Source organism: Roseovarius sp. E0-M6, from assembly GCF_037083845.1.
Lineage (GTDB): Bacteria > Pseudomonadota > Alphaproteobacteria > Rhodobacterales > Rhodobacteraceae > Roseovarius.
In genome coordinates, this window is record NZ_JBAPLA010000008.1 from 147,214 (window position 1) to 172,578 (window position 25,365).

Annotated in this window: 25 protein-coding genes; 14 read left to right on the forward strand and 11 right to left on the reverse strand. The window is 62.4% G+C overall.

Going from position 1 to position 25,365, the window contains the following annotated elements; genetic code table 11:
• Positions 1–6: 6 nt before the first annotated feature.
• On the reverse strand, positions 7–1,209 hold the full coding sequence (locus V8359_RS17205; RefSeq protein WP_336430325.1) for a pyridoxal-phosphate-dependent aminotransferase family protein: 1,203 nt from the start codon (positions 1,207–1,209) through the stop codon (positions 7–9).
• A gap of 146 nt (positions 1,210–1,355) precedes the next feature.
• Between V8359_RS17205 and V8359_RS17210 the strand changes: the two genes are divergently transcribed.
• Positions 1,356–2,039, forward strand: a complete 684-nt coding sequence (locus V8359_RS17210; RefSeq protein WP_336430326.1) for a fused DSP-PTPase phosphatase/NAD kinase-like protein — start codon at positions 1,356–1,358, stop codon at positions 2,037–2,039.
• Between the two features lie 37 nt (positions 2,040–2,076).
• On the opposite strand, the gene V8359_RS17215 is transcribed toward V8359_RS17210, so the two are convergent.
• Positions 2,077–2,376, reverse strand: a complete 300-nt coding sequence (locus V8359_RS17215) for an FtsB family cell division protein (protein WP_336430327.1) — start codon at positions 2,374–2,376, stop codon at positions 2,077–2,079.
• Positions 2,377–2,510: 134 nt separating this feature from the next.
• Between V8359_RS17215 and V8359_RS17220 the strand changes: the two genes are divergently transcribed.
• A complete protein-coding gene (locus tag V8359_RS17220; RefSeq protein ID WP_336430328.1) occupies positions 2,511–4,133 on the forward strand; it encodes an acyl-CoA dehydrogenase family protein in 1,623 nt (540 codons plus the stop codon).
• A 105-nt stretch (positions 4,134–4,238) separates the two neighbouring features.
• Here V8359_RS17220 and V8359_RS17225 read toward each other — a convergent pair whose 3' ends face one another.
• From V8359_RS17225 to V8359_RS17235, 3 genes are all read right to left on the reverse strand, one after another.
• Positions 4,239–5,132, reverse strand: a complete 894-nt coding sequence (locus tag V8359_RS17225; protein WP_336430329.1) for a fructose bisphosphate aldolase — start codon at positions 5,130–5,132, stop codon at positions 4,239–4,241.
• Positions 5,133–5,249: 117 nt separating this feature from the next.
• Positions 5,250–6,032 carry an SDR family NAD(P)-dependent oxidoreductase gene (locus V8359_RS17230; protein WP_336430330.1) on the reverse strand — a complete coding sequence of 261 codons (783 nt, stop codon included), beginning with the start codon at positions 6,030–6,032 and terminating at the stop codon, positions 5,250–5,252.
• A gap of 57 nt (positions 6,033–6,089) precedes the next feature.
• Positions 6,090–7,280 carry a phosphoglycerate kinase gene (locus tag V8359_RS17235; RefSeq protein ID WP_336430331.1) on the reverse strand — a complete coding sequence of 397 codons (1,191 nt, stop codon included), beginning with the start codon at positions 7,278–7,280 and terminating at the stop codon, positions 6,090–6,092.
• A gap of 129 nt (positions 7,281–7,409) precedes the next feature.
• On the opposite strand from V8359_RS17235, the gene V8359_RS17240 reads away from it, so the two are divergent.
• From V8359_RS17240 to V8359_RS17255, 4 genes are all read left to right on the forward strand, one after another.
• On the forward strand, positions 7,410–7,916 hold the full coding sequence (locus V8359_RS17240; protein WP_336430332.1) for a peptidylprolyl isomerase: 507 nt from the start codon (positions 7,410–7,412) through the stop codon (positions 7,914–7,916).
• On the forward strand, positions 7,909–8,460 hold the full coding sequence (locus tag V8359_RS17245; protein WP_336430333.1) for a peptidylprolyl isomerase: 552 nt from the start codon (positions 7,909–7,911) through the stop codon (positions 8,458–8,460). Before V8359_RS17240 ends, V8359_RS17245 begins: the two co-directional genes overlap by 8 nt.
• Positions 8,461–8,485: 25 nt before the next feature.
• Positions 8,486–9,235 carry a DUF4336 domain-containing protein gene (locus tag V8359_RS17250; RefSeq protein WP_336430334.1) on the forward strand — a complete coding sequence of 250 codons (750 nt, stop codon included), beginning with the start codon at positions 8,486–8,488 and terminating at the stop codon, positions 9,233–9,235.
• 93 nt (positions 9,236–9,328) lie between these two features.
• A complete protein-coding gene (locus V8359_RS17255; RefSeq protein ID WP_336430335.1) occupies positions 9,329–10,309 on the forward strand; it encodes a DUF3179 domain-containing protein in 981 nt (326 codons plus the stop codon).
• A gap of 68 nt (positions 10,310–10,377) precedes the next feature.
• On the opposite strand, the gene V8359_RS17260 is transcribed toward V8359_RS17255, so the two are convergent.
• Positions 10,378–11,916, reverse strand: coding sequence for a trimethylamine methyltransferase family protein (locus V8359_RS17260; RefSeq protein ID WP_336430337.1), 1,539 nt, complete (start codon positions 11,914–11,916; stop codon positions 10,378–10,380).
• 425 nt (positions 11,917–12,341) lie between these two features.
• On the opposite strand from V8359_RS17260, the gene V8359_RS17265 reads away from it, so the two are divergent.
• Positions 12,342–13,322, forward strand: coding sequence for an NAD(P)H-dependent flavin oxidoreductase (locus V8359_RS17265; protein ID WP_336430338.1), 981 nt, complete (start codon positions 12,342–12,344; stop codon positions 13,320–13,322).
• A 282-nt stretch (positions 13,323–13,604) separates the two neighbouring features.
• Here V8359_RS17265 and V8359_RS17270 read toward each other — a convergent pair whose 3' ends face one another.
• Together V8359_RS17270 and soxR are read right to left on the reverse strand one after the other, a co-directional pair.
• Complete coding sequence (locus tag V8359_RS17270; RefSeq protein WP_336430339.1) at positions 13,605–14,777, reverse strand: pyridoxal phosphate-dependent aminotransferase; 1,173 nt, start codon at positions 14,775–14,777, stop codon at positions 13,605–13,607.
• A 96-nt stretch (positions 14,778–14,873) separates the two neighbouring features.
• Positions 14,874–15,344 (reverse strand): redox-sensitive transcriptional activator SoxR, encoded by a 471-nt coding sequence (soxR, locus tag V8359_RS17275; protein ID WP_336430341.1) that lies wholly within the window; start codon positions 15,342–15,344, stop codon positions 14,874–14,876.
• A gap of 80 nt (positions 15,345–15,424) precedes the next feature.
• Between soxR and V8359_RS17280 the strand changes: the two genes are divergently transcribed.
• The 4 genes from V8359_RS17280 (at position 15,425) to V8359_RS17295 (ending at position 20,180) form a co-directional block, all read left to right on the forward strand.
• A complete protein-coding gene (locus tag V8359_RS17280) occupies positions 15,425–15,799 on the forward strand; it encodes a VOC family protein (protein ID WP_336430342.1) in 375 nt (124 codons plus the stop codon).
• 225 nt (positions 15,800–16,024) lie between these two features.
• Positions 16,025–17,455, forward strand: coding sequence for a cysteine--tRNA ligase (cysS, locus tag V8359_RS17285; protein WP_336430344.1), 1,431 nt, complete (start codon positions 16,025–16,027; stop codon positions 17,453–17,455).
• A 262-nt stretch (positions 17,456–17,717) separates the two neighbouring features.
• Positions 17,718–19,337, forward strand: coding sequence for a citramalate synthase (gene cimA / locus V8359_RS17290; protein WP_336430345.1), 1,620 nt, complete (start codon positions 17,718–17,720; stop codon positions 19,335–19,337).
• 78 nt (positions 19,338–19,415) lie between these two features.
• Positions 19,416–20,180: a squalene/phytoene synthase family protein gene (locus V8359_RS17295; protein WP_336430346.1), complete on the forward strand. Its 765-nt coding sequence runs from the start codon at positions 19,416–19,418 to the stop codon at positions 20,178–20,180.
• A 195-nt stretch (positions 20,181–20,375) separates the two neighbouring features.
• Here the strand turns inward: V8359_RS17295 and V8359_RS17300 are convergent, their stop codons facing one another.
• Complete coding sequence (locus V8359_RS17300; RefSeq protein WP_336430347.1) at positions 20,376–21,362, reverse strand: adenosine kinase; 987 nt, start codon at positions 21,360–21,362, stop codon at positions 20,376–20,378.
• On the reverse strand, positions 21,359–22,003 hold the full coding sequence (gene nth / locus V8359_RS17305; protein ID WP_336430348.1) for an endonuclease III: 645 nt from the start codon (positions 22,001–22,003) through the stop codon (positions 21,359–21,361). Before nth ends, V8359_RS17300 begins: the two co-directional genes overlap by 4 nt.
• 162 nt (positions 22,004–22,165) lie before the next feature.
• Between nth and V8359_RS17310 the strand changes: the two genes are divergently transcribed.
• Both V8359_RS17310 and V8359_RS17315 read left to right on the forward strand, forming a co-directional pair.
• Entirely contained in the window at positions 22,166–23,014 is an 849-nt protein-coding gene (locus V8359_RS17310; protein ID WP_336430349.1) for a bifunctional helix-turn-helix domain-containing protein/methylated-DNA--[protein]-cysteine S-methyltransferase, read from the forward strand.
• A gap of 177 nt (positions 23,015–23,191) precedes the next feature.
• Positions 23,192–23,860 (forward strand): OmpA family protein, encoded by a 669-nt coding sequence (locus tag V8359_RS17315; RefSeq protein WP_336430350.1) that lies wholly within the window; start codon positions 23,192–23,194, stop codon positions 23,858–23,860.
• Between the two features lie 60 nt (positions 23,861–23,920).
• Here the strand turns inward: V8359_RS17315 and V8359_RS17320 are convergent, their stop codons facing one another.
• The gene (locus V8359_RS17320; protein ID WP_336430351.1) at positions 23,921–24,454 is read right to left on the reverse strand and encodes a hypothetical protein; all 534 of its coding nucleotides are present in this window, start codon (positions 24,452–24,454) and stop codon (positions 23,921–23,923) included.
• On the opposite strand from V8359_RS17320, the gene V8359_RS17325 reads away from it, so the two are divergent.
• The gene (locus tag V8359_RS17325; protein WP_336430352.1) at positions 24,454–25,320 is read left to right on the forward strand and encodes a LysR family transcriptional regulator; all 867 of its coding nucleotides are present in this window, start codon (positions 24,454–24,456) and stop codon (positions 25,318–25,320) included. The genes V8359_RS17320 and V8359_RS17325 overlap by 1 nt on opposite strands.
• Positions 25,321–25,365 lie beyond the last annotated feature (45 nt).

A 25,365-nucleotide genomic window follows, 5' to 3' on the forward strand; every position in this document is an offset into this window, starting at 1 on the left:
GAAGGGTCAGGCCCGGGAGCCGAGTTCGCGCGCCGCAGCCGAAAGACCGCCCGCGCCATAGGGAATGCCCAAGGAGTCGAAACCTGCCTCAACGGTGCCGAGCATCCCCATGATCATGGGGACGTTGATATGGCCCATATGGCCGATCCTGAAGAAACCTCCGGCTTCGGGGCTACCCGGTTCGGCCATGCCGAGGCCGATTCCGAGGGTCACACCAGCCTCGTTTTCGGTCCAGCGGCGCAGGCGGTCGGCGTCGGGCGCGGGCAGGGAAAGCGCCGTCACCGCGTGGCTGCGATAGGCGCGGTCCGCGATATTGAGCCGCAGTGTGCCGTCACCGTCGCTCCACGCCTCGCACGCGGCCCAGATCGCGCGGGCCAGCGTGGCATGGCGGGCCCAGACCGCTTCGATCCCTTCGGCCATGATCATGTCGAGTGCGGTTCGCAGCCCATGCAGGTGATGGGTGGGCGCGGTGCCCCCGAAATACTGATAGAACCCATCGGGGTCGGCGCGCGGACCCCAATCCCAATACCGGCTGACGCGGTCGAGGCGGGTGCGGGCGTGGGCGGCCTTGTCACTGAACCACACGAAGCCGAGCCCCGGCGGCAGCATAAGACCCTTTTGCGAGGCTGATACGGCCACATCGACCCCCCACTCGTCCATTTCGAACCGGTCGCAGGCCATCGAAGCGATGCAGTCGACCATGAGCAGCGCCGGATGCCCCGCCGCGTCAATCGCCGCGCGGATGCCCGCGACGTCATTGACCACGGAGGTGGAGGTGTCGGTGTGGGTTGCGAGCACCGCCTTGATCGTGTGCCCGGTATCGGCGCGCAGTCGTTCCTCAAGGCGTGTCGGGTCCACCGGGCTGGATTTCCCAAAGTCGAGCAGTTCGGGCACAAGACCGATGGAGTCGGCCATTTCCGACCAGCCCATGCCGAAACGACCGGTGGCAAGCGCCAGCACCTTGTCGCCCGGCGCAACCGTATTGGCGAGCGCGGCCTCCCATGCGCCGTGGCCGTTGGCCACATAGATCGCGACCTTGCCGGCTGTGCGCGCCACAGCGCGCAGGTCGGGGATGAGGCTATCGGTCAGTTTGATGAGGTCGCCCTCGTAGATATTGGGGGCGGCGCGATGCATTGCGCGCAGCACTTCGTCAGGCACCACCGAAGGGCCTGGAATGGCCAGATATGTGCATCCGTGGGACAGGGTCATGGGCTCTACTCTCGTTTGGGTCGCGGTCACTCTAGGGCCGGCCTTGCCGAGGTCAATCGCTTGTCCGGCTTGTCACCGGGCGGGGCAGGCCCTACATGGGGGCGTCTTTAAACCGGCACATCGACACGTGGAGCGGAACGCGGCATATGAAGCTTTTCAAACGGATTTCAGATTGGGAACGCGGGCTTCGTGCGCGGTATAACACCGATCTGAGCACGCCCGAGAACCGCCGCCGCGCGCATATCTACAACCTGTGGTTCGATCATGCGATCCTGCGCACGGTGTGGACCAATTTCTTTCCGGTGGCGCCGGGGGTGTGGCGGTCGAATCACCCCACCCATCGGCGCTTTGAGAAAATGAAGGCGATGGGGATACGCACGATCCTGAACCTTCGGGGTGCGGCGGGTGCGGCGCATTATCTGGCCGAGGAGGAAAGCTGCCGAAAGCTTGGTCTGACGCTGGTCAACGTGACGCTTCATGCCCGCACAGCGGCACCGCGTCAGGATATCCTGCGTCTGCTCGAGGCGTTCCGCGAGATCGAGAAGCCGTTCGTGATGCATTGCAAGTCCGGGGCGGATCGGGCCGGATTTGCCTCGGCTATCTGGCTTTTGGTGATAGAGGGGCGCCCGGTCAGCGAAGCCCGGCGGATGCTGAGCTTCAAATATGTGCATATCCGCAGGTCAAAGACCGGTGTTCTGGATCATATCCTTGATATTTATGAGGCACGGCAGGCCGAAACGGGGATAGGCTTCGAGGAGTGGATACGTCACGAATACGAGCCCGAGGCGCTTCAGCTTGAATTCGACCGGACATTCCGCCGGAAATTTTGACGCAATCGGATAAAGAGTGCCGCGGTCGGATCGCCGGTCAGCGAATGACGATTTCGTCGCTGCGCATGAGGCCCAGAACGCTGCGGGCCTGTTCGTCCAGAAGATCGAGATCGAGATAGGTGTCCGAGAGGCGCTTGGTCAGGTTTTCCATACGAGTGACCTGTGTGTCGAGCGTATCCAGCCGGGCCTGAAGCGCGCGCGATTCGCCTTCGATCTCGGCGCGGCGGAACAGGCCGAAATCGCCTTGGACGGCGGCGAATGTGAAATAAAGACCAAGGCCGAACGCCACGGTGAAATAGATCAGCACACCCATTGCGGGCCGTTTTCGCATGCTCAACTGCTCTGCCTTCTTTCGTGTTGCGCCTCTTGGCGGGCGTCGGTGCGACAGTGGCACAGGCATAAGGGTTTGTGAATCCCCTTTTCATTCACGGGACAGCGCCTGTAGCATTCAGGCCAGAGGAGGCCTTGCCCATGGCGACACTACCCGCCCACGATGTCACAGATACTCATGAGATCAGCAATCAGCCCCCCCCGGTCGGTGACAGGGATCTGTGGGCCGGCGATCCCGCATTGCGGGATCATGCCGTTGCAGCCGGTGCGGAGGCCGATCACCTGGCCGATTACGGGGCACAGATGGGCCGCGCCGAGATGGTCGAGGCCGGACGCCGCGCGCGCGGCACACAACCCGAGGCGGTGTTGTTCGACGCGGGCGGGCGCAGGCTTGACGAGGTGCGGTTTCATCCGGCCTATCACCGGCTACTGGAGGTGGGCATCGGGGCGGGGTATTCCGCGCTGCCATGGGAGGGGCGAAGCGGCGGGCACGCAACCCATGCCGCGATGGTTTACCTCACCAGTCAGATCGAGCCGGGCGTCTGTTGTCCAATGACCATGACCTATGCGGCGGTGCCGGCGCTGCGGGCGGATACCGAGCTTCTTCGGACCTGGGTGCCCAAGCTGACCGCGCGGGTCTATGACGGCGCAGCACAGCCGCTTGGGCGCAAGCCCGGCGCGACGATGGGCATGGCGATGACGGAAAAGCAGGGCGGGTCGGACGTGCGCGCCAACACCACGCGCGCGGTGCGCGAGGGCGATCACTACCGCCTGCGTGGGCATAAGTGGTTCTGTTCGGCGCCTATGTCGGACGGATTTCTGATGCTGGCGCAGGCACCCGAGGGCCTGACCTGTTTTCTGGTGCCGCGTTGGCGCGAGGACGGGCGCAACATGGTCCATATTCAGCGCCTCAAGGACAAGCTTGGTAATCGCGCCAATGCCTCGGCCGAGATCGAGTTGGCCGATGCCTATGCGCACCGCTTGGGTGACGAGGGCGCAGGCGTCCGCACGATCATCGAGATGGTGCACCATACGCGGCTTGATACGTCGATGGCGCCGGCCGGGCTGATGCGGGCCGCGCTGGACCATGCTCATCACTGGGCCGCCCATCGCAGCGTGTTTCAAAAGCAACTCATAGATCAGCCGCTCATGCGGTCGGTGCTGGCCGATCTGGCGCTCGACTGGGAGGGAACGCTGGCGCTGGGTCTGTATGTGGCGGCGGCGTTCGACCGTGACGACGAGCCATCACGCGCCTTTGCACGTCTGGCGGTGGCGTTGGCGAAATACCTTGGCAACAAGCTCTGCCCCGGCCTTGTCTATGAGGCGATGGAGGCCATGGGCGGTATGGGTTATGTCGAAGACACCGATCTGCCCATGCTGTACCGCGAGGCGCCGCTCAACTCGATCTGGGAAGGGTCGGGTAACGTGATCTGCCTCGACATCCTGCGAACCCTGCGCAAAGAGCCGCTGGCCGGGGAGGTTCTGAGTGCAGAACTGGGGGAGGCAATGGGCCAATCGCGTGGGTTCGATGCGGCGCTGCGAGCCCATATGGCACGGTTTCCCAAGCTTCCCGAGGAGGGCGAGGCGCGCTGGTATGTCGAGAGCCTTGCAACTTTGCTGGTGGGATCGGTTCTGATGCGCTCCGCGCCGGCGGCTGTGGCCGACGCCTATGTCGCAACGAGGCTGCATGGCGACCGGGGCCGAACGGCAGGCGCGATCGGTGGAGTGGATACCGACGCCATACTGAGCCGCCTTAGCCCCTGATCCAAACGTTGGAGGGGGGCGCGCTCAGGCGCGTTGAGGTGCTGCGCCTTGTGATGACGCGCGTCCGAGAGGCGAGAAGCCGGTTGCCGCTTTTCGCGGCGTGCCTTAGCCCGAGATCGAGGCGTCGTAGATGCTCTGGACGGTTTCGCGCAGGGTGCTGTCGAACGTGTCATCGTCCTGATCGGCCGAAAGCCCCTCGGTAAGGGCGCGCGAGAAGCTGGCGATGACCCCGGTGTTGCGCGAGAGGCGTGCATTGGCCTCTTCGCGGCTATAGCCCCCCGAGAGAGCCACCACGCGCAGAACGCGCGGATGATCGACCAGCGGTTTATAGAGATTATCGGTCTCGGGCAGGGTCAGCTTGAGCATCACCTCGCGCCCGTCGGGCAGGGCATCGAGATGGCGGGTCAGCGCCTCGAGCAGCATACTCTCGGCCTCGGATTTGTCGGTGATCGAAATCGTCACTTCAGGCTCGATGATCGGCACGAGGCCGTGATCGAGGATGATGCCGCCGATCAGGAATTGCTGGGCCACGACGGCGTCGATGCCACTTTGGCTTGCCGCGTCGACGACCGAGCGCATCTTGGTGCCGAAGATGCCCTGTTCGCGCCCCCGCAGAAGCAGCGCCTCGAGGTCTGGCATGTCTTTCATAAGGCGCACGCCATCGGCTTCGTCGGCAAGGCCCTTGTCCACCTTGAGAAAGGGAACGACGGCGCACGCGTCCCACAGGAACCGGGCTGTCGGCTTGCCGTCGATTTCGCGGTCCATTGTCATCTCGAACAGGATCGCGCCCACGATCCGGTCACCGGAAAATGCCGGGCTTTTTACAATGCGGGCGCGCATCTGGTGAATCAGGTCGAACATTTCGGTGTCCGAGCTGTAGGCATCTTCGTTGATGCCATAAAGCTTGAGCGCCTTTGGGGTCGATCCGCCGGACTGATCGAGCGCGGCGATGAAGCCTTGCCCCTCACGGATTTTCTGTCTTTGCTCGGCCTGCGACATGTGACGTCCCCCTAATGACAATATCTTTTGCGATCTCTTAGGCGAGGGGCGTCAGCCGTGCAATCGTGGTGACGCTAACATGCGGTCCAGAGTCACCCCTTGATGCGCGTCAGGACCTTAGCCCCGACCCTTGCTCATGAACTTGCCGGCGATGAAAGTGGTGACCGCCCGTGGCGCAAAGCGCGGTGCAGCCGCGAACATCTTGTTCATCGCGCCGGTCACGCGAATCCTGCGGCCTTTTTTCATGGCTTGCCATCCGACGCGCGCGACGCTTTCCGCGCTGGCCGGGCGGCCAAGCTTCAACAGGCCGACACCGCGCATATCGGCGGCATCGAAAAACGCGGTTTCCGTGGCGCCGGGGCAAAGCGCGGTCACGCTCGTGTTGCTGCCGCGGAGTTCTTCGGCCACCGCCTCGGTGAGGGACAGGACATAAGCCTTGGTCGCATGATAGACTGAAAGATTGGGGCCGGGCATGAAACCGGCGGTCGAGGCCACGTTGAGGATGCGCCCGCCGCCCTGTGCCTGCATGTGCGGAATGGCCATTTTCATAAGGTATGTGAGCGCGGTCATGTTGACGCCGATGGTGCTCAGGTCACGGGGCCAGCCTTTGCCGCTGCCAAAGGTGCCGTGACCGGCGAGCCCGGCATTGTTCACCAGAATGTCGATATGGCAATCGCGGCTCGCCTCCTGCCAGAGCGATTCCACCTGAGAAAGATCGCCGAGATCGGCGGGTAGGACGCGGATTTCCCCGGCAATTCCGTGCAAGTCCTCTGCGAGAGCGGTCAGCTTGTCCTTGGACCGGGCGGTCAGGATCAGGTTGCGGCCTTCGGCGGCGGCGATTCGGGCGAATTCCGCCCCGAGACCTTCGGAGGCCCCGGTGATGAGGGTCCAGTTTTCCACGCGATCAGAATGCGTCTCTGAGGTGCCATGCGTCAAGCGCGCAACGCGTTGCGGGCGCTAAGCTTGGCCCTTGAGCGCGGCCACACCGGGCAGTTCCTTGCCTTCCATCCATTCGAGGAATGCGCCGCCTGCCGTGGAGATGTAGGTGAAATCGTTGGCCGCGCCGGCCTGATTGAGGGCGGCCACTGTATCACCGCCGCCCGCGACCGACACGAGAGCGCCGCCGCGGGTGAGACGGGCCGCTTCGCCGGCGGCGGCGTTGGTGGCCGCGTCAAAGGGTTCGATCTCGAATGCGCCGAGCGGGCCGTTCCAGATGAGCGTGTTCGCCCGTGCCAGCGCGGCGTTTACCCGCGCGACACTTTGCGGACCAGCATCGAGAATCATCGCGTCTTCGGGGCAGGCGTGGGCCGGCACGGTTTCGTTTTCGGCGCCTGCCTTGAATTCGCGCGCGACGACAACATCGGCGGGCAGGATAATCTCGCACCCGCCTGCGCCCGCCTTGGTCATGATCTCGCGCGCGGTGTCGGCCATGTCATGTTCACAGAGCGACTGACCGACGTTGAGACCCTGCGCCGCAAGGAAGGTGTTGGCCATGCCGCCCCCGATCACGAGCATGTCCACCCGGCTTACCAGATTTCCCAGAAGGTCGAGTTTGGTCGAAACCTTGGCGCCACCGACCACAGCCAGAACAGGCCGCCGAGGCGTGCCGAGTGCAGCCTCAAGCGCCTGCAATTCGGCTTGCATCAGGCGACCGGCACAAGATGGCAGGTGGTGGGCCACGCCTTCGGTCGAGGCATGCGCGCGGTGGGCCGCGGAAAACGCGTCGTTGCAGTAGATGTCACCGAGACCGGCGAGCCGGCGGGCAAAATCGGGATCGTTCGCTTCTTCGCCGGGGTAAAAGCGGATATTTTCCATTAGGAGCACATCAGCGGCCAGCGCCTCGTCCGTCAGGTTTTCCGCGCCTTCCAGCGTTTCGAGAAGCGTCACTTTCCGGCCGAGCGACTTTTCCAGGGCGGGCAGAATGACGCGCAGCGACATGTCGAGAACCACCTTGCCCTTGGGCCGACCAAAATGGGCCAGCAGGACCGGTTTGCCGCCGCTTGCAATGATATCCTCGACGGTGGGCACGATCCGTTCGATGCGGGTGGGGTCCGTGACGCGGCCCTCCTCGACCGGCACGTTGATGTCCACGCGGGTCAGCACGCGTTTGCCGTCAAGGTCCATATCGTCGAGGGTGTTCCAGCCCATGTTCCCGTTCTCCCGTTCAGAGCGCGCGTCTCTCATGGCGCGAACGGGTTGGAGGGTCAAGCCGGGACGCTTGGCAATCGCGTCCGAAACACATACCTATCGGGCAACAGCCAATGCAAGGAGCGCCAGATGGCCGAAATCAAAGACCCCGAAAACACCATCCTGATGGAACTCAAGGATGGCACCGTCACGATTGAGTTGTTGCCGGACGTCGCGCCGGGACATGCGGAGCGGATGAAAGAACTGGCGCGATCGGGCGCCTATGACAATGTGGCCTTTCACCGTGTGATCGACGGTTTCATGGCCCAGACGGGCGATGTGGCTCATGGCAACATGGAGCGGGATTTCAATCTGCGCATGGCCGGGACCGGAAGCAGCGATCTCCCCAACCTCAAGGCCGAGTTCAGCGGCGTGCCGCATGACCGCGGAACGCTAGGAGCGGCGCGCAGTCAGAACCCGGACAGTGCGAATTCGCAGTTCTTCATCAACTTCAAGGACAACCATTTCCTGAACCGGCAATATACCGTCTACGGCCGGGTCATCGACGGTATGGAGCATGTGGACGCGATCACCCGGGGTGAGCCGCCCGCCGATCCCGACCGGATGGTCAGTGTCAAGGTGGCTGCCGATGCGTAAATGGGCGGTGCTGGCGCTGAGCCTGATGGCGAGCCCCGCGCTTGCCACGGGTCTCAAGATCGATATCGAGGGCAAGGCCAACGGATCGGTCGAGATCGACCTTTTCGAGAATGTGGCCCCCGGTCACGTGGAGCGGATCACCAAGCTTGCCCGTGAGGGCAAGTATGACGGCGTGGTCTTTCACCGCGTGATCGACGGATTCATGGCACAGACGGGTGATGTGCAATTCGGTCGCCTTAACGGTGGCGACATGCGCAATGCCGGGCGCGGAGGGTCGGACCTGCCCGATCTCAAGCAGGAATTCTCGGACAAGAAGTTTCTGCGTGGCGTCGTGGGCATGGCGAGAAGCCAGAACCCCAATAGCGCCAACAGCCAGTTTTTCATCATGTTCGCACCGGGTGAGTTTCTGAACGGGGACTATACCGTTGTGGGCGAGGTCACTGACGGCATGGAGGTGGTCGATGCCATCAAGCGTGGCGCCGGCCAAAACGGCACTGTGGTCGGGCAGCCTGATGTCATGACGTCTGTCACGGTGACCGAGTAGGGATTTGGCCACCGGATATGAACCCTTGAATGTCCCAAAGCCCGTCGCGGACGGGCTTTGGATCGTGGATGGCCCTTCTGTTGCCTGCCGCGGAATTCCGCACCCGACGCGGGCGACCATCGTGCGCTTGTCGGATGGGACGCTTTGGGTGCATTCGCCCACGCCCATGACCGAAGATATGGCCGGGACCATCGGCGCGCTGGGGCCGGTGGCGTATCTCGTGGCACCCAACCGTTTGCATTACACTGGCATTCCGACATGGCAGGCCCGGTTCCCCGACGCCGAGACATGGGCCGCGCCGGGCGTGGCAGACCGCGCCGCAGCCGAGGGGGTCGAGCTTCGCATCGACCACGATCTTGATGACCTTGCGCCATGGCAGGACGAGATCGAGCAGCATCTTGTCGCCGGAAGCGCGCGTCATCGCGAATTTGTCTTCTTTCATCGGGATAGTGACACGCTGATCCTGACCGATATCATCCAGAACTTCGAGACCGTGCATCTTCCGCCATGGGTGCGGCCTCTGATCTGGCTTTCCGGCGCCGATGACAGCGACGGGCGGATGCCGAGCCTGTTGCGCATGAGCTTTCGCGACAAGGCCGCGCTGGCCGACAGCGTCGAGGAAATGATCGGATGGGCGCCGCGCCGGATCATCCTGAGCCATGGGCGCTGTTACGAGGGCAACGCTGTGAGCGAGCTTGAGCGGGCCTTCCGACGCGAGCTTAGATCACGGCGCTGGGGCGAGGCGTCGAAAGTGATCCGGGGTGGCCAAGACTGAGCACGGATTGTCACGAATGCGTGGGGCCCACTGGCCAGAAACCGGCCCGCCCGGCACAATGCGCACATCGCGATATCCGGGAGGAGCTTTGTCATGCATCACTCTGTCAGCCGCATCCTTGGTGCTATCACTCTGATTCTTGTTCTGACCGCGCCGCTGCGCGCCGAACCTGCCTTGTGGAAGAACGAGTGGCCCGAGACGAATTTCGACCTCACATCAATCAACAACTGGAGTGAGATCATGTCGGGAGGGCCGCCCAAAGATGGCATTCCCGCGATCCACGACCCCAAGTTCAAGCCTGCAGGATCAGAGGCCCGGATCAAGGACAAGGAGCCGGTGATCACGCTTGAACTGGGCAATGCGCCGGCGCGCGCTTATCCGATCCGCTATCTGATCTGGCACGAGATCGTGAACGACAGGGTGGCCGGGGTGCCGGTGGCCGTCACCTTCTGTCCCTTGTGCAATTCCGGCCTCAGCTTTGACCGGCGGGTAGATGGCCGCACGCTCAGCTTTGGCGTGTCAGGCAAGCTTCGGCATTCGGACATGGTGATGTATGACCGCGAGACCCAAAGCTGGTGGCAGCAGGCCATAGGCGAGGCCATTGTCGGCGACCTTACCGGTGAGGAGCTTCGCTTGTTGCCAAGCTGGATGGAAAGTTGGGGCCAATTCAAGGCGCGCAATCCCGATGGGCTTGTTATGGAGCAGCCGAACTTCCGCAGGAATTACGGGCAAAATCCCTACCCGGGATATGACAGCCTGAGCAAACCGTTCCTTTATTCGGGTGAGCGCCCGCCGCACGGTATCGAACCGCTGGCGCGGGTCGTGCGTGTGGGGCCCCGGGCATGGCCATTGGCGCGTATCCGCGATGCCGGCGCGTTAAAAGAGGCAGGCATTCGCCTAAGCTGGCAGGCGGGGCAGGCGTCGGCGCTCGACAGTGCGAACATGGCGCGGGGGCGTGATGTGGGCACCGTCAGGGTGCGCGATGCCCAAGGCCGGGACGTGCCGCATGACATGATGTTTGCCTTCGCGTTTCATGCCTTCTGGCCCGAGGGGCGCTGGATGTTGGGCAGATGAGTATTTGAGGAAAGATGAAAGCCCGGACGCGAATCCGGGCCTTAGATCATGTTTCCCTGTCCAAGCTGTCAGGCCGGAAGATGAATGTTGAACCTGCGCCGGATGTCCGCATCAAGCGCCGCATCGAGCCGCGCCGCCGAGCGGGCCGCCAGAATCTCGTTCTTTTTGGCGATGGCCTTGGCGTTGAGATCGGGTTTGCCGATCTCCGCCCATTCCTTGGGTGATGTGCGATCACCGAGCTTGGGATACTGATAATCCGATTGCATCCGCGCCAAGGTCTGATCGGTTCCGAGATAGTGGCCCGGCCCCTCCATGCAGACCGTGCGCATCTGATCGAGTGCGATGGTTTCGTCCGTCACCTCGATCCCGCGCACGCAGCGCATGGCGTGTCCGATCAAATCGTCGGCGAGAATGAGTGATTCGTGACAAAAGCCCAGAAGAGAGGCATGCATGCCCGCTGCTTCGTAGATCATGTTGAGCCCTGAAAGCCCCCCCATCACGTTCGAGCACATCGCTTCCCATCCGGCCTGCATGTCGGGTGTCTTGGCATCGGTGATGCCGCCGACAGCGCCGCCGGAGAGGCCGTAGAATTGATGCATCTGGGCACATCCCGCACTGAGAAGAGCCTGTTCGCCCGAGCCGCCGGTCATCGCGCCGGTGCGCAGGTCGAGGCCGAAGGGCCATGTGCCGAAGATCGCCGGATGACCGGGGGAGACCGCATTCACATAGACCAGTCCCGCAAGGCACTCGGCGGTGGCCTGCACGATCGCGCCCGCGATGGTCGAGGGGGTCGTCGCACCCGCCATGCCCGCCGACAGGAGCAAAACGGGCATACCGCCCCGGATGCAGTTCTCCATCACCTGACAGGCTTCGGTCGCGAATTTCATCGGCGGGACGACGAAACAGTTGGAGTTCGACATGAAGGGACGCGCGCGCCATTTATCCTCGCCGCCCGCGATCATATGCAGCATCTCGAGCGCCGGACCTACGAAATCGGGTTCGGTGAAGGAGGTGCCGATATGCTTGGTGGTGCCCGAACAGCAGGCATAGACAGTGTTGAGGTCCATCTCGCGGTTGTCGGGAATGTCGCGGGCGACCATCGGGCGCTGAACAAAGTGGATGTTGTCGAGGACATCGCAGATGCGGGCCGCGTCGTGGAGATCCTGAAGCGTGCTGTCGCGGTAGGCGCGGCCTTCGACATCGACCATGCTCACCGCCGCGCCCGCCGTTCCGTAATGGACGCGCGTGCCGCTGAGGTCGAGATCGTGGCGCGGGTCGCGGCCGCAGAGCGTGATGTCCTTGCAGGCCTTGGCCAGCGCGTCCTCGACCACGGTGCGGGGAAAGCGGATGCGCCCGTCCGGGCCCTGTATGGCCCCGGCACCGGTAAGGTATTCAACCCCGCTTGGGGGCGCGTCGGCAAGACCGATGGTTTCAAGCGCCTCGAGCGCGGCTTCGTGGAGGCGGTGGACCTGAGCTTCGGTCAGGGCCTTGTATCGACCGCCTTCCATACCAGGGCGTATTGAGCGGAGCGATTCGATGGGAGGGGCCGCGCGGCTGGCACGACGCGCGGCGCGTCCGCCGCTCCGGCGAGGGGTGATATCATTCATAATGGTGATCCTTGGAAATACCTGGGGAAGGGCGAAAATATCAGCCTATCCCCGGTCGCCCCCGTGCGGCGCGGCCCCGGGCCGCCCCGATCGTATAGATCACCAAAGCGATCTTGCAGCACGCGATCATGTGCTGACCTCCCTACCCATATTGGTTAGAGATTGCTTGAGCCGAATAAGGCGTTCTGTCCCAATCGCGACATATGTCGCAAACGGAACGGTCTGCGGGACATTTTTGGCCGTGGCTGCGACCCGCGGTGATCGGGGTCGAGTTCATACCGCTTATGAAGCATTAGCGATCACAGGGTGTATGACCGCCTTGGGCAATTAGAAATGGCAGGATCAACTCCAGCAGGACCAAATATGTCTTGGAAGGCGCTCTCTGCTATAGTTTGCGAAGGGAACCATTTTAAGGAGCCAATCTTATGTCCACAGCATTTTGCCGAAAGTTCGGCGTTGAGCACCCTATCGTTTTGGCACCGATGGGACGCGTTGGACCGCCAGAGCTGGTCGCCGCGGTCAGCAATGCTGGGGGCCTTGGGTTGGCACCACTTTGGACCGATGGTCCGGACACAATGAGATCGGAGATACGTCGGATTAAGGAGCTGACCGACAAACCCTTCGGCGTCAATCTCAATATGGATTTTCGAAATGAAGAGCAATTGGATGTCTGTCTCGAAGAGGGCGTTGAGGTACTCTCACTTTTCTGGGGCGATACTGGCAATTTCGTTGAACGCGCGAAAGCCGGCGGGACAAAAGTTATAATCACAGCCAGCACCGCCGAGAGCGCGCGCGAGGCTGTCGACCTTGGTGCCGACGCCATCTGTGCGCAGGGTTGGGAGGCCGGTGGGCACGTGGAGGGCAAGGTTTCTACCATGGCACTTGTTCCCGCAGTTGTTGATGCGGTCGGTGAGGTGCCGGTAGTCGCGGCGGGCGGTATAGCTGACGGGCGTGGGTTGGCGGCGGCAATCGCGCTCGGCGCTTCGGCGGTCTGGATCGGCACCCGTTTTCTCGCCGCAGAAGAAGCACCTGTTCATCCAGTTTACCTTGAGCGCCTGTTCGCGGCATCCGAAGACGATACGGATCATTATGACGACCTCTATGACCTTGTTTGGCCAAACGCACCGCATCGCGCCCTAAAGAATAGCACCTCAGCGGTTTGGGAAGCCGCTGGAAAGCCGCCGCTCGGCGAGAGGCCGCGAGAGGGTGACGTTCTTGCCCGGCGCCCGGATGGTGTTGAGATCCCCCGCTACGCCAGCGCGGTGGCTTTCGCGGCGTTGGAGGGGGAGATTGAGCCGCTACCATTGTGGTCTGGCCAAGGTGTCGGCCTTGTTAATAAGGTCCAGCCGGCCGCGGAAATCGTTCAGGAAATAGTCAAACAGGCAAAGGCCATTGTCGACTTCTAGAACCACGCAAGCACTCTTGCGCTATCAAAGCGGGTAGAGCGGATGGGCCGATCGTCGCCGCGCGAGTTCATCAAGGCCGGAACCGGAAGCGCTCAGGAGCCCGGTGAAACGGGGGCAGTTCAATTCAGATTAAACCAGAGCGATAACATGATCATATTCTCCGCTATCTCGCGCAGCGGGCACTCGACGAGTTCGGGTCTGAAAGACAGGGATGCTCCCCGCATGGTGACCCAACGCGGTTTGCGGGCCTCGTCATTGCTTTAGGGCCTTTCGCAAAAGGCCTTAGTTTGCCAGTGCTCCGGCCAGATCAATGAGATCGCGCACCGCCTCTTCTAGCCGGTCATCGGCCACGGTTAGCGCCACGCGCAGGTGTCCGGCGGCGGCGGTGCCGAAGCTTTCACCGGGCATCACGGCAACATGGCGTTCATCCAGCAGGCGATTGGCGAAATCTTCGCCCGAGAGGCCGGTGGCGCGGATATCGACCATGACATACATCGCCCCGTCCGCAGGTATCGCACGCGCGGCGTTCTGCCCCTCCATGAGCTTGAGCACGAGGTCGCGGCGGCGGCGGAATGGCTCGGCGATCATCTCTTCGAACTCTGTTCCCTGATCGAGGGCGAAGGCCGCTGCGTGCTGAACAAAGCCGGAAATGCCGTAGGTCGTATGTGTGGCGAGATTGGCCATATGCTCGATCGCCTCGGGCGGGCCGACAACCCAGCCAACGCGGCTTCCGGTCATGGCGTGGCTTTTGGACATGGACCCGATGACGAGCGTGCGCTCTTCGAGCCCGGGAAGGGCGCGGGGGCTCAGGTGATCGCCGATCCAGACCTGTGTGTCATAGACTTCGTCCGAGATGATCCAGAGATCGTTCTCGGTGGCGACGCGACCGATGCCGTCAAGGGTTTCACGGGTGTAGACAACGCCGGTCGGGTTGTTGGGAGTGTTAACGAGGATCGAGCGCGCGCCGGGCGCGACGGCGGCGATATCGTCCGGGTCGGGCTGAAAATCGCGGTCGGCGCGGGCCTCGACAGAGACAGGGGTGGCGCCGACGGTTCGGATGGTGCCGGGATAGGTGGTATAATAGGGATCAATGTAGAGCGCCGTATCGCCCGGATCGCAGACCGCGTGGTGGGTGGCGAAAAGCCCGCCCTGACCGCCGGGCACGATCAGCACGTGATCGGGTGTGGTCATCACGCCGGTCCGGCCCGTGATCCGTGCGGCGACACGTGATCTAAGGGCCTCCTCGCCTTCGAATGTGGTGTAGCCGGTATGGCCGTCACGCGCTGCGTTGTGCATCGCCTCAAGGATGATGGGATCGGTGCGGATATCGTGCTCGCCTATGGTGAGTTCGGTCACATCCACGCCGCTGCGCACCATGTTCTTGGCTTTGCGGAACACGTCCCACCCGTCCGAGCCACCACCAGTCATGTTTCGGATCGTGTTCGAGAACCGCATCTTCAAATCTCCTGTCGCGTGATGCGGGGACGTGACCCAAGAGGCACGGGGATGTCAAGCAGGCTCCGGGCGGTCGGACGTTGCGCGGGGCGCGCGTCAGGTGGTTTCGGCCCTGTCGCCCAGCACATAGCGCGGGCCCGCGCCGTGCCGGCGCGCGGTATCGCGCGGGTTGTAGAGCGCGCAGGTGCGCAGTGAGAGGCAGCCGCATCCGATGCAGCCGTCAAGCCGATCGCGAAGCGCCTGCATCCGGGCGATGCGGGTGTCGAGCACTTGGCCGAAACTGCGCGAGATGCGGGCCCAGTCGGCCTTGGTGGGCGTGCGGTTCTCGGGGAGCGTCGAGAGCGCGGCACGGATTTCGGCGATCGAGAAGCCGAGACCTTGGGCGATCATAATGAAAGACAGCCGGCGGATGTCGGAGCGGGCGAAACGCCGGTGCCCCGCGGCGTTCCGGTCGGGGCGCACAAGGCCCTCGTCCTCGTAGTAGCGGATGGCCGAGGGGGCGAGGCCCGTGCGCTCCGAGATATAGCCTATGGGCACTCCGCGATCGGCCAAGCGTCTGCTTTGCATGAATATTTTTCCTATTGATCTAAAGCATACTTGAGAAATTACAGTAATTACCAATGAAACTCAAAAGGAAAGGACATGCAATGAATCTGGAGCATGTGAACATCACGGTGCCCGACCCCAAGGCCAGCGCGGCCATCCTCTGTGAATTGTTCGGCTGGCACGTGCGGTGGCAGGGCGCGGCGAAGGACGACGGCTTTACCGTGCATGTGGGCGACAGGGACAGCTATCTGGCGCTTTATGCGCCGGCGAAACCACTTGAACCGATGGGAGACACCTATGCACATGTGGGCGGCATCAATCATGTGGGCGTGGTGGTGGACAACCTCGACGCGGCGGAAGCGAGAGTGGGCGCAGCGGGATACATGCCGCGCAACCACGGCGACTATGAGCCCGGGCGGCGGTTCTATTTCGACGGGCCGGACGGGATCGAGTTCGAGGTGGTGAGCTATTCCTGAGCGCGGGGCCGGGTGGCCGGTGTCGGATATGAGTATTTGACCCAAGAAGAAGCAGGGGCGGCGCGCTTGACCGAAGGTTGCGGCGCTCCTATGCTTCGGACATGACCAAGACCTGCATCATCATTTGCTGCATTACCTGCTGAGATATTCAGGCGGGCCGGTCACCTATTTCAAACATGAGAGTTAGTTGGTAAGCCCGCCGCGAGACGCGCGTGCGAGGGAACCATGACGACGATCAAGCTGCACAATACCAAGACCCGCAAGAAGGAGGTGTTTGCGCCTCTCGATCAGGATGACGTGCGGATGTATGTCTGTGGGCCGACGGTCTATGACCGGGCGCATCTGGGCAATGCGCGGCCCGTGGTGGTGTTTGATGTGCTCTACCGTCTGCTGCGGCATGTCTATGGGCCGGATCACGTGACCTATGTGCGCAACTTCACCGACGTGGATGACAAGATCAACGCACGGGCGGCGGAGAGCGGGCGGGCCATAGGCGAGATCACGGCGGAGACGACGCAGTGGTTTCTGGATGACATGGCGGAACTGGGGGCTTTGGAGCCCAACCACATGCCGCGCGCCACGCAGTATATCCCGCAGATGGTGGCGATGATCGAGGATTTGATCGCCAAGGGCCATGCCTACGCCGCCGAGGGCCATGTGCTCTTTGCCGTGGACTCGTGGCGTGAGAGCTATGGCAAGCTTTCGGGGCGCTCTGTTGATGACATGATCGCCGGTGCGCGGGTCGAGGTGGCCCCCTACAAGCGCAACCCGATGGATTTCGTGTTGTGGAAGCCGTCGGATGAGGGGCAGCCGGGGTGGGACTCGCCTTGGGGGCGGGGCCGTCCGGGCTGGCATATCGAATGCTCGGCGATGGCCTATGAACTCTTGGGCGAGAGTTTCGACATCCATGGCGGCGGCAACGATCTGATGTTCCCCCACCACGAGAACGAGATCGCCCAAAGCTGCTGCGCCCATCCCGAGGGCGAGTTCGCGCGCTACTGGCTGCATAACGAGATGCTGCAGGTCGAGGGCAAGAAGATGTCCAAATCCTTGGGCAATTTCTTTACGGTGCGGGATTTGCTGGATCAGGGCGTGCCGGGTGAGGTGATTCGGTTCGCGTTCCTGAGCACGCACTACCGCAAGCCGATGGACTGGACGGCGGAAAAGGCACGGAGTGCGGAAAGAGCGCTTCGTCGTTGGCGCAGCTTGGTTGAAGGGATAAAACCCGGACAACTTCCAAAGGAAGTTGAAGATTTCCTTGCCGATGATCTGAACACAGCAGGCGCGCTCAACTTTCTTGGCCATCTGGGGCAGGTTCTTTTTCAGAAGGCAGGATCGACGTGGAATGCCGGGCCTGAGACATTGAAAGACCCGGAATGGTCCCGGCTTGCAGGTGAGTTCGTTGCATCGGCGCAGTTGCTTGGTCTTTTGTATCCGACATTGGGTCAATGGACGGAGGTTCCCGATTTGCACCCTTTGGCACGGCGCCTTTCGGAGTGCCGAACCGCAGCCCGTGCCAGTAAAGACTTCTCCGAGGTCGATGCGCTTAAAGCGGCTCTCGTCGATGCAGGGGTCGAGGTGCGGATGAGCAAGGAAGGTGTAGAGCTTGTCCCCGGACCGGGCTTTGACGCTGCCAAGCTGGAGGGGTTGAAGTGACGCGCATTGCAGCACACCGCCTGCCTGCCGCGCAGGGCCCGACCGCGGGGGGGCGCTGCACCGCTTGTGGTCTGCACTTTATGGTTACGTTTACTGCGACGATTGTTCGGGTTGCGACGTTGCAGAAGCGCCCGCCCGTCACGCCAAAGGCGTGCCGACTATGGACGGCGCACCTCTGGTGCGACGGGCGGTCGGGCGCTGCGCGGCGGCGCGTTCCGCGCCTTGTTTCCGCGCAGGGCGCGTGCTGCGAGGGGCGCGCGGCATGACCAAGGAACGTCTCTACCTCTACGACACCACCCTGCGGGACGGGCAGCAGACCCAAGGTGTCAGCTTTTCCACGCCGGAGAAGATCCAGATTGCGGAGGCGCTGGATGGCTTGGGTGTGGATTACATCGAGGGCGGCTGGCCCGGCGCGAACCCCACCGACAGCGCATTTTTCGAGAGCGCGCCGCGGACGCGGGCCACGCTGACCGCCTTCGGCATGACCAAACGCGCCGGGCGCTCGGCGGAGAACGACGACGTTCTGGCCGCCGTGATGAATGCAGGCACCCAAGCCGTGTGCATCGTCGGCAAGACCCATGATTTCCACGTCAGCGCGGCACTTGGCATCACGCTGGAGGAAAATGTCGAGAACATCGCCAAATCCGTGGCGCATCTGGTCGCGCAAGGGCGAGAGGCGCTGTTCGATGCGGAGCATTTCTTTGACGGATACAAGGCGAACCCCGGCTATGCGCTTGAGTGTCTGCGCGCGGCAATGCAGGCGGGCGCGCGGTGGATTGTGCTGTGCGATACCAATGGCGGCACGCTTCCGCACGAGATCGGCAGGATCACCGGCGAGGTGATCGCGGCGGACCTGCCGGGGGAGCGTTTGGGCATTCATACGCATAACGACACCGAGAGTGCCGTCGCGGGCAGCCTCGCCGCCATTGATGCCGGCGCCCGTCAGGTGCAGGGCACGCTCAACGGTCTGGGCGAGCGGTGCGGCAATGCCAACCTCACGGCGCTTATCCCGACGCTTCTGTTGAAGGAGCCTTATGCGAGCCAGCTTGAGACCGGGATCACCTTCGGCGCGCTGGAGGGGTTGACCCATGCGAGCCGGATGCTTGACGATATCCTGAACCGGGTGCCGGTGCGGCAGGCGGCCTATGTCGGCGCGTCGGCCTTTGCGCATAAGGCGGGGCTGCATGCCAGTGCGATCCTCAAGAACCCGGCGACGTATGAGCATATCGACCCCGGTGCGGTGGGCAACGCCCGGATCATCCCGATGTCGAACCAAGCGGGGCAATCGAACCTGCGCCGCCGCCTGAGTGATGCGGGGATCGAGGTGGAGCCGGGCGACCCGGCGCTGGCGCGTATTCTGGAGGAGGTCAAAGAGCGCGAGGATCGCGGTTTTACCTATGACAGCGCGCAGGCCAGCTTCGAACTTTTGGCGCGCGGTGAGCTGGGACAGCTGCCCGAATTCTTCGAGGTGAAGCGCTATAAGGTCACGGTCGAGCGGCGCAAGAACAAGTATGACCAGATGGTCACGCTTTCGGAGGCGGTGGTCGTGGTCAAGGTCGATGGCGACAAGAAGCTGTCGGTGAGCGAGTCGATGGACGAACAAGGCAGTGATCGCGGCCCGGTTAACGCCCTGTCGAAGGCGTTGGCCAAGGATCTGGGCCGCTATCAGAATGTGATCGACGATATGCGGCTGGTGGATTTCAAGGTGCGGATCACCCAAGGCGGCACCGAGGCCGTCACGCGCGTCATCATCGACAGCGAAGACGGGCAGGGCCGTCGCTGGTCCACTGTGGGGGTCAGCCCGAACATCGTGGACGCGTCTTTTCAGGCGCTTCTAGATGCGATCAATTGGAAGCTTTTTCGCGACGGCTGCATGACATGAGCAAGCGGGGCGCCATAGCGCGCCTGTGGCGCTCAGGTGTGGTGACCTTTACCGGATCAGGCGAACGGGATGCGACCGATGGATGACGCCATCCGCGCCTGTGCCGATCTGGTGCGCCGGGGCGACCCGGAGAGGTTGCGCGCGGCGATGGCCGCACCGGTGCCGGCACGGCGAAAGCTGTTTCCGATATATGCCTTCAATGTCGAAGTGGCGCGCGCGCCTTGGGTGACACAGGAAAGCATGATTGCCGAGATGCGGCTGCAATGGTGGCGCGATGCGCTTCTGGAGATCGCTGAGGGGCGCGACGTGCGCCGTCACGAGGTGGCCACGCCCCTAAGTGGGGTTCTGGACCGGGCCAGTGCCGTGCAATTGGATGAGCTGGTGCTGGCCCGGCGCTGGGACATATATCGCGAGCCTTTCGAGGATGAGGCCGCCTTTCGCTCTCATCTCGATCATACCGCGGGGCATTTGTTGCGGGCCAGTGTCCGCGCGCTTGGGGTCGAACCGGACGAGGCGGTGACGGATGCGGGATTCGCGCTAGGGCTTGCCAACTGGTTCCGGGCCGTGCCTGCACTTGAGGCGGCAGGACGGATGCCGCTTGTCGATGGGCGCGAAAGCGCTGTGCGCAGTTTGGCCGAGGAAGGGCTGAACCGGCTTGGGCGTGCGCGCAGGGCAGGTGTGCCTGCCGCGGCCCGGCCTGCGATGCTGATGCTGTGGCAGGCCGGGGGGATACTTGGCCGCGCCGCGCGACGGCCCGCGCTTGTCAAGGCGGGCGAGATCGAACCAGCGCCACTCAGAGATCGGCTCACCCTCACGGCGCGGGCTCTTTCCGGCAGGTGGTAGCGCGGGGTGTTGCGGAAAATTCTGCTAATTTTCCGGTGCCTCCGGCGGGATATTTAAAGCGTTTCGCCTTTAACCTGAGACATCAGCGAAAGGCGAAACGCGTGCAACGCCTGAATGTTGCGCTGCGTTTCGCGAAAATCTGTGATTCAGGTTTTTCGCGAAACGCTTTAGGGCAAGAAGAATGGCAGTCGGGGGTCAGACCAGACCTTCGGCCTTGAACAGGGCCCAGACATCGGCCTCGGGGCGGGCGCCGTAATGTCCGATGACCTCCGCCGCCGCGATGCATCCCATGCGGCCCGCGATTTCGAGCGGTTTGCCGGTGACGAGGCCGTAAAGGAACCCGGCGGCAAACTGATCGCCGGCGCCGGTCGTGTCGAGCGGGGCGATCCGGTCCACCGGTACCTGGACGTTGGTGTCGCCCTTGTGGATCGCGACATCATGGCCCGAGCGTGTGCACACGATGAGGGCCGAGTCGCGCGCGGCCTCTTCCAGCGCGGCACCGAGATCGTCGGTCTCATAGAGTGAGCGCCATTCGTGTTCGTTGCCGATAACGTAGTCCAGTTCCGTGACCAGTTTGCGGAAATCGTCGCGGTGGCGGTCAACGCAGAACGGATCGGAGAGCGAGATGCCGGCCATGCCCCCGGCAGCGCGACAGGCGCGCGAGGCGGCGATAAAGGCGGCCTTGCCCTTGGGCTTGTCGAAGAGATACCCCTCAAGAAGCAACAGGCCCGCGGCGCCGGCCACTTCGTCAGCGATGTCGTTGGGGCCAAGCTCGGTGGAGATGCCGAGATACGTGCTCATCGACCGTTCGCCATCGGGCGATACGAAGATCATCGAGCGCGAGGTGGGCAATTCGCCACCTGCGACGGGGGCATTCACAAATTCGGTGCCGACCTCCGTCATGGCGTTTGCATAATAATGGCCCAGATCGTCATCCGAGACCCGGCCAACGAAACCGGTCGAAAGCCCAAGCGCGCCAAGCCCTGCGATCGTGTTGGCAACCGAACCGCCCGGCATTTGGGTTCGGTTGTCCATCGCGTCATAGAGCGCTTCGCCCCGGTCCTGTTCGATGAGGGTCATGACGCCTTTTTCGATGTTCATTTGCGTCAGGAACGCGTCATCGCAGCGGGTAATCACATCAACGACGGCGTTGCCGATGCCGACGGCCTGGTATTTGGTCATATGGTCTTGTCCTCGAATTGGCAGAGATCGCGAATGATACAGGTGGGGCACAAGGGTTTGCGCGCCTTGCAGTGATAGCGGCCGTGTAGAATCAGCCAATGGTGAGCGTGGTGTTGAAAATCGGCCGGAATCTGATTTTCGATCGCCCGCTCCACGGCAACCACGTCCTTGCCGGGGGCGATGCCGGTGCGGTTGCACACGCGAAATATATGGGTGTCGACGGCTTGGGTGGGCATGCCCCACCACATATTGAGGACGACATTGGCGGTTTTGCGACCCACACCCGGCAGGCTTTCCAGAGCTGCGCGTGAATTGGGCACCGTGCCTTCATACTCATCAACGAGAATCTGGCTGAGCTTGATGACGTTTTTGGCCTTTTGCCTGAAGAGACCGATTGTCTTGATATGTTCGGTCAGCCCCTCGACGCCGAGATCGAGCATCTTTTGCGGCGTGTCGGCGACCTTGAAGAGGTCGCGGGTGGCCCGGTTGACAACGGCGTCGGTGGCTTGGGCCGAAAGTGCGACCGCGACCACCAGCGTATAGGCGTTCACGTGCTCAAGCTCGCCTTCGGGCTTGGGATCGGCCGCGTGGAAGCGCGTAAAAATCTCGCGGATCGTATGGTAATCAAGCTGTTTTGCCATGCTGCATGCTATGCCCGCCCGCGCGCTGCATGGCAAGTCATGCCTCGCAGCCGGGGCCGCAATTCCCGCGTGATCGGGACCGCGCTGCTGTCTTTGCGCAAAATCCGGGTCGCAGTGCGCCGGGCAGGGGCTTAGGATCATGGGATCAAGGAGTGTGGCGATATGAATGCCCCCATAGAACGCAACTATCATTATCAGGTCATGCGCCGGGCCATCGACCTGATCGACGCGGGCGGTGAGGATATGACGCTCGACGCGTTGGCGCGGCAGATGCAGATGAGTCCGGCGCATTTCCAGCGGCTGTTCTCGTCATGGGCCGGTGTATCGCCGAAACGGTATCAGCAATACCTGACGCTCGGCCACGCGAAGGCGATGCTGGAGCGGAACTTTACCACGTTGGAAACCGCCGATGCGGCGGGCCTTTCGGGGACGGGCCGTTTGCACGACCTGTTCCTGAGGTGGGAGGCGATGAGCCCCGGGGATTATGCCCGCAAGGGCCGAGGCTTGCGGATTTACTGGGGATGGTTCGACAGCCCCTTTGGCCTCGCGCTGGTGATGGGTACACAAAAGGGCCTTTGCGGTATCGGTTTTGCTGGGGAGATGGGCGAAGAGGCCACGATGCAGGACCTTGTGTCGCGGTGGCCGGACGCCGCCTTTGTCGAAGACCCGATGATGCTTAGGCCGTGGGCTCTGACTGCGTTCGGCGCGGGCGACCAAGCGGCGGAGGTGACACCGCTCTACCTTATCGGTGCGCCCTTTCAGATCAAGGTCTGGGAGGCACTGCTGAGCATCCCGTCCGGTCAGGTGACAACCTATTCCGAGATCGCGCAGGCCATCGGCCGCCCCCGGGCCGTGCGCGCGGTGGGCACGGCTGTGGGCCGCAACCCGATCAGCCTTTTGATTCCCTGTCACAGGGCCTTGCGAAAGTCTGGCGGACTGGGTGGATATCACTGGGGGCTACCGGTCAAACGGTCGATCTTGGCATGGGAGGCCGCCCGCGCGGAAGCTTAGGAGTAGGCGGCGGTGGTCTTGGTGCTGCGGGGTTGCTCGGCCTCGTGTCGCGTGCTGCCATGCCTGCTGCGCGAAATGCCGCTGATTTCCCCCTATCGAAGGCTTGGGGATCGGCGGAGGGATGCCTATAATCAACTGAATGTCCAAAAGGGACGATTGAGCGATGAGGCAAATCAGATGATCCGAGTGAAAACCAAGAATGGTGCGATGACGTTGGCGGGTGTGTCGCTGTTGCTGGTCAGTGCGTGTGCCGAGCCTGCGCATCTCAAGGGCCAGAACCCGAATGCGCGCACCCAGCAAGGGGCGCTGATTGGTGGCCTTGTCGGTGCGATCACCGGTGCCGCCGCAAGCGACAAGAAAGGCAAGGGCGCGGTGATTGGCGGCGCGATTGGCGCGTTGGGCGGTGCGGCCATTGGCAACGCACTCGACAAGCAGGCGGCGGAACTTGAGCGTGATATCGCGAATGACAATGTGAGCGTCACCAACACGGGCGACCGCCTTATCGTGACGATGCCGCAAGACATTCTGTTCGCCGTCGATAGTTCAACGGTGAATTCCGGCTTGCGCGGCGACCTGATGACCGTCGCGGACAGCCTGAGATCATATCCCGATACGACGGTTCAGGTGGTCGGCCATACCGACAACACCGGCGAAGCCGCCTATAACCAGCGCCTGTCCGAGCGGCGGGCGAATGCCGTGGCGGATGTGCTGATGGATGGGGGCGTGTCCTTTAACCGCATCCAGACTTATGGCCGCGGTGAGGATCAGCCCATCGCGTCGAACCTGACCGAGGACGGGCGTGCCCAGAACCGGCGGGTCGAGATCGTCATCCTGCCGAACGCCTAAACACGGACGTCTTGAGACGCCAAGAGGAAAGGCGGCGCATCCGGCGCCGCCTTTTTCTTGTTACGACCGTTGGCGGCACCCGCAGAACGTGTTCGCCATCATCGTGGAAAGGGGCATCCACCGTACGAACGAGAAAGAGCGCCGCCGCCGCCGGTCAGGGGGCGTGAAGCTACCGATGTCGCGCAATTCGGACAACGACACGGACCGAACCCGATGACCCGCAAACCTGCCGCGCACGCCGCGAGGAACGACGATCATCGCGTCTGATTTTCGGGCCAGATCCGCGGCAGATTTCAATGTTGCGCGGTTGGTGACGATGATCTCGGTGACCTCGGTCATGTGGTCGTCCGGCGCGCTATTGGCCAGCCTGATATGCCAGCCAGCATTCCAAAACGCTTCGGCGGCTGCGGCGCAGAAGGTATCGTCGGGGTCGAGAATGAGAACCGTTTTCTCCATGGCTTTTTCCAAATATCTATGTCTCTGGACAGTTAACCCAAAGTAAGCATACGCTTTGCTGAATGGGAATTGCCGAAATTCAGAAAACAGGTATTCAATATTGAATGGGTAACTCGATTTCTTCCTGTGACTGGTCATTGATCCGCGCGTTTCTTGCAGTGGCCGAGAGCGGTTCCTTGTCGGGTGCCGCGCGCAATCTTGGGTCAAGCCAGCCCACATTGGGGCGTCAGATCAAACAGCTTGAGGAAATGCTCCAACAGGTACTTTTCCACAGGCAGGCGAAGGGACTCACGCTGAGCGAGTCGGGTCAGGCGATTCTTGAGCCCGCACAGGCCATGCGGCGGGCGATGACGGATATCGAACTGACGGCGATGGGCCGTCAGACCGCGCTTGAAGGCACGGTGCGCATCACCGCAAGCGAGATGGTTGCGCAATGGCATTTGCCACAGATCATCGCGGACATCCGCGCCGCGCATCCGGGCATCATGATAGACGTCGTGTCATCGGATAGTAGCGACAACCTCTTGTTTCGGGAGGCTGATATCGCGATCCGGATGTATCGCCCCGAGCAGCTTGAACTGGTGGTGACGCATCTGGGCGAGGTTCAACTGGGGCTTTATGGTGCAAAGGGCTATCTGGACCGGACGGGGCGGCCCGAAACGATGGCTGAAATTCTCAAGCATAACCTTATTGGATACGACCGGAATGAAGAGATCATCAAGGGTATGCAGGAGCGTGGCCTGCCGGCAAGCCGCGATTGGTTTTCGGTGCGCTGTGACAGTCACCCGGTCAACTGGGCGCTTGTGCGTGCCGGCTGTGGATTGGGTTTCTGTCATGTGGAGATTGCGCGCGCTTACCCGGATGTGGAGCGCATAGACGTGCCGCTGGATATTCCGGTGCTGCCTGTCTGGCTGACCACTCATCAGGCGCTGCGGCACACGCCGCGCATTTCGGTTGTCTGGGACGCGCTGTCGGAGGGTCTTCGCAAGCGGCTTGAACCGTGAGGTGATCTGACCCCGGGTCCGCATGGCACGATGCAGACCGCTTTC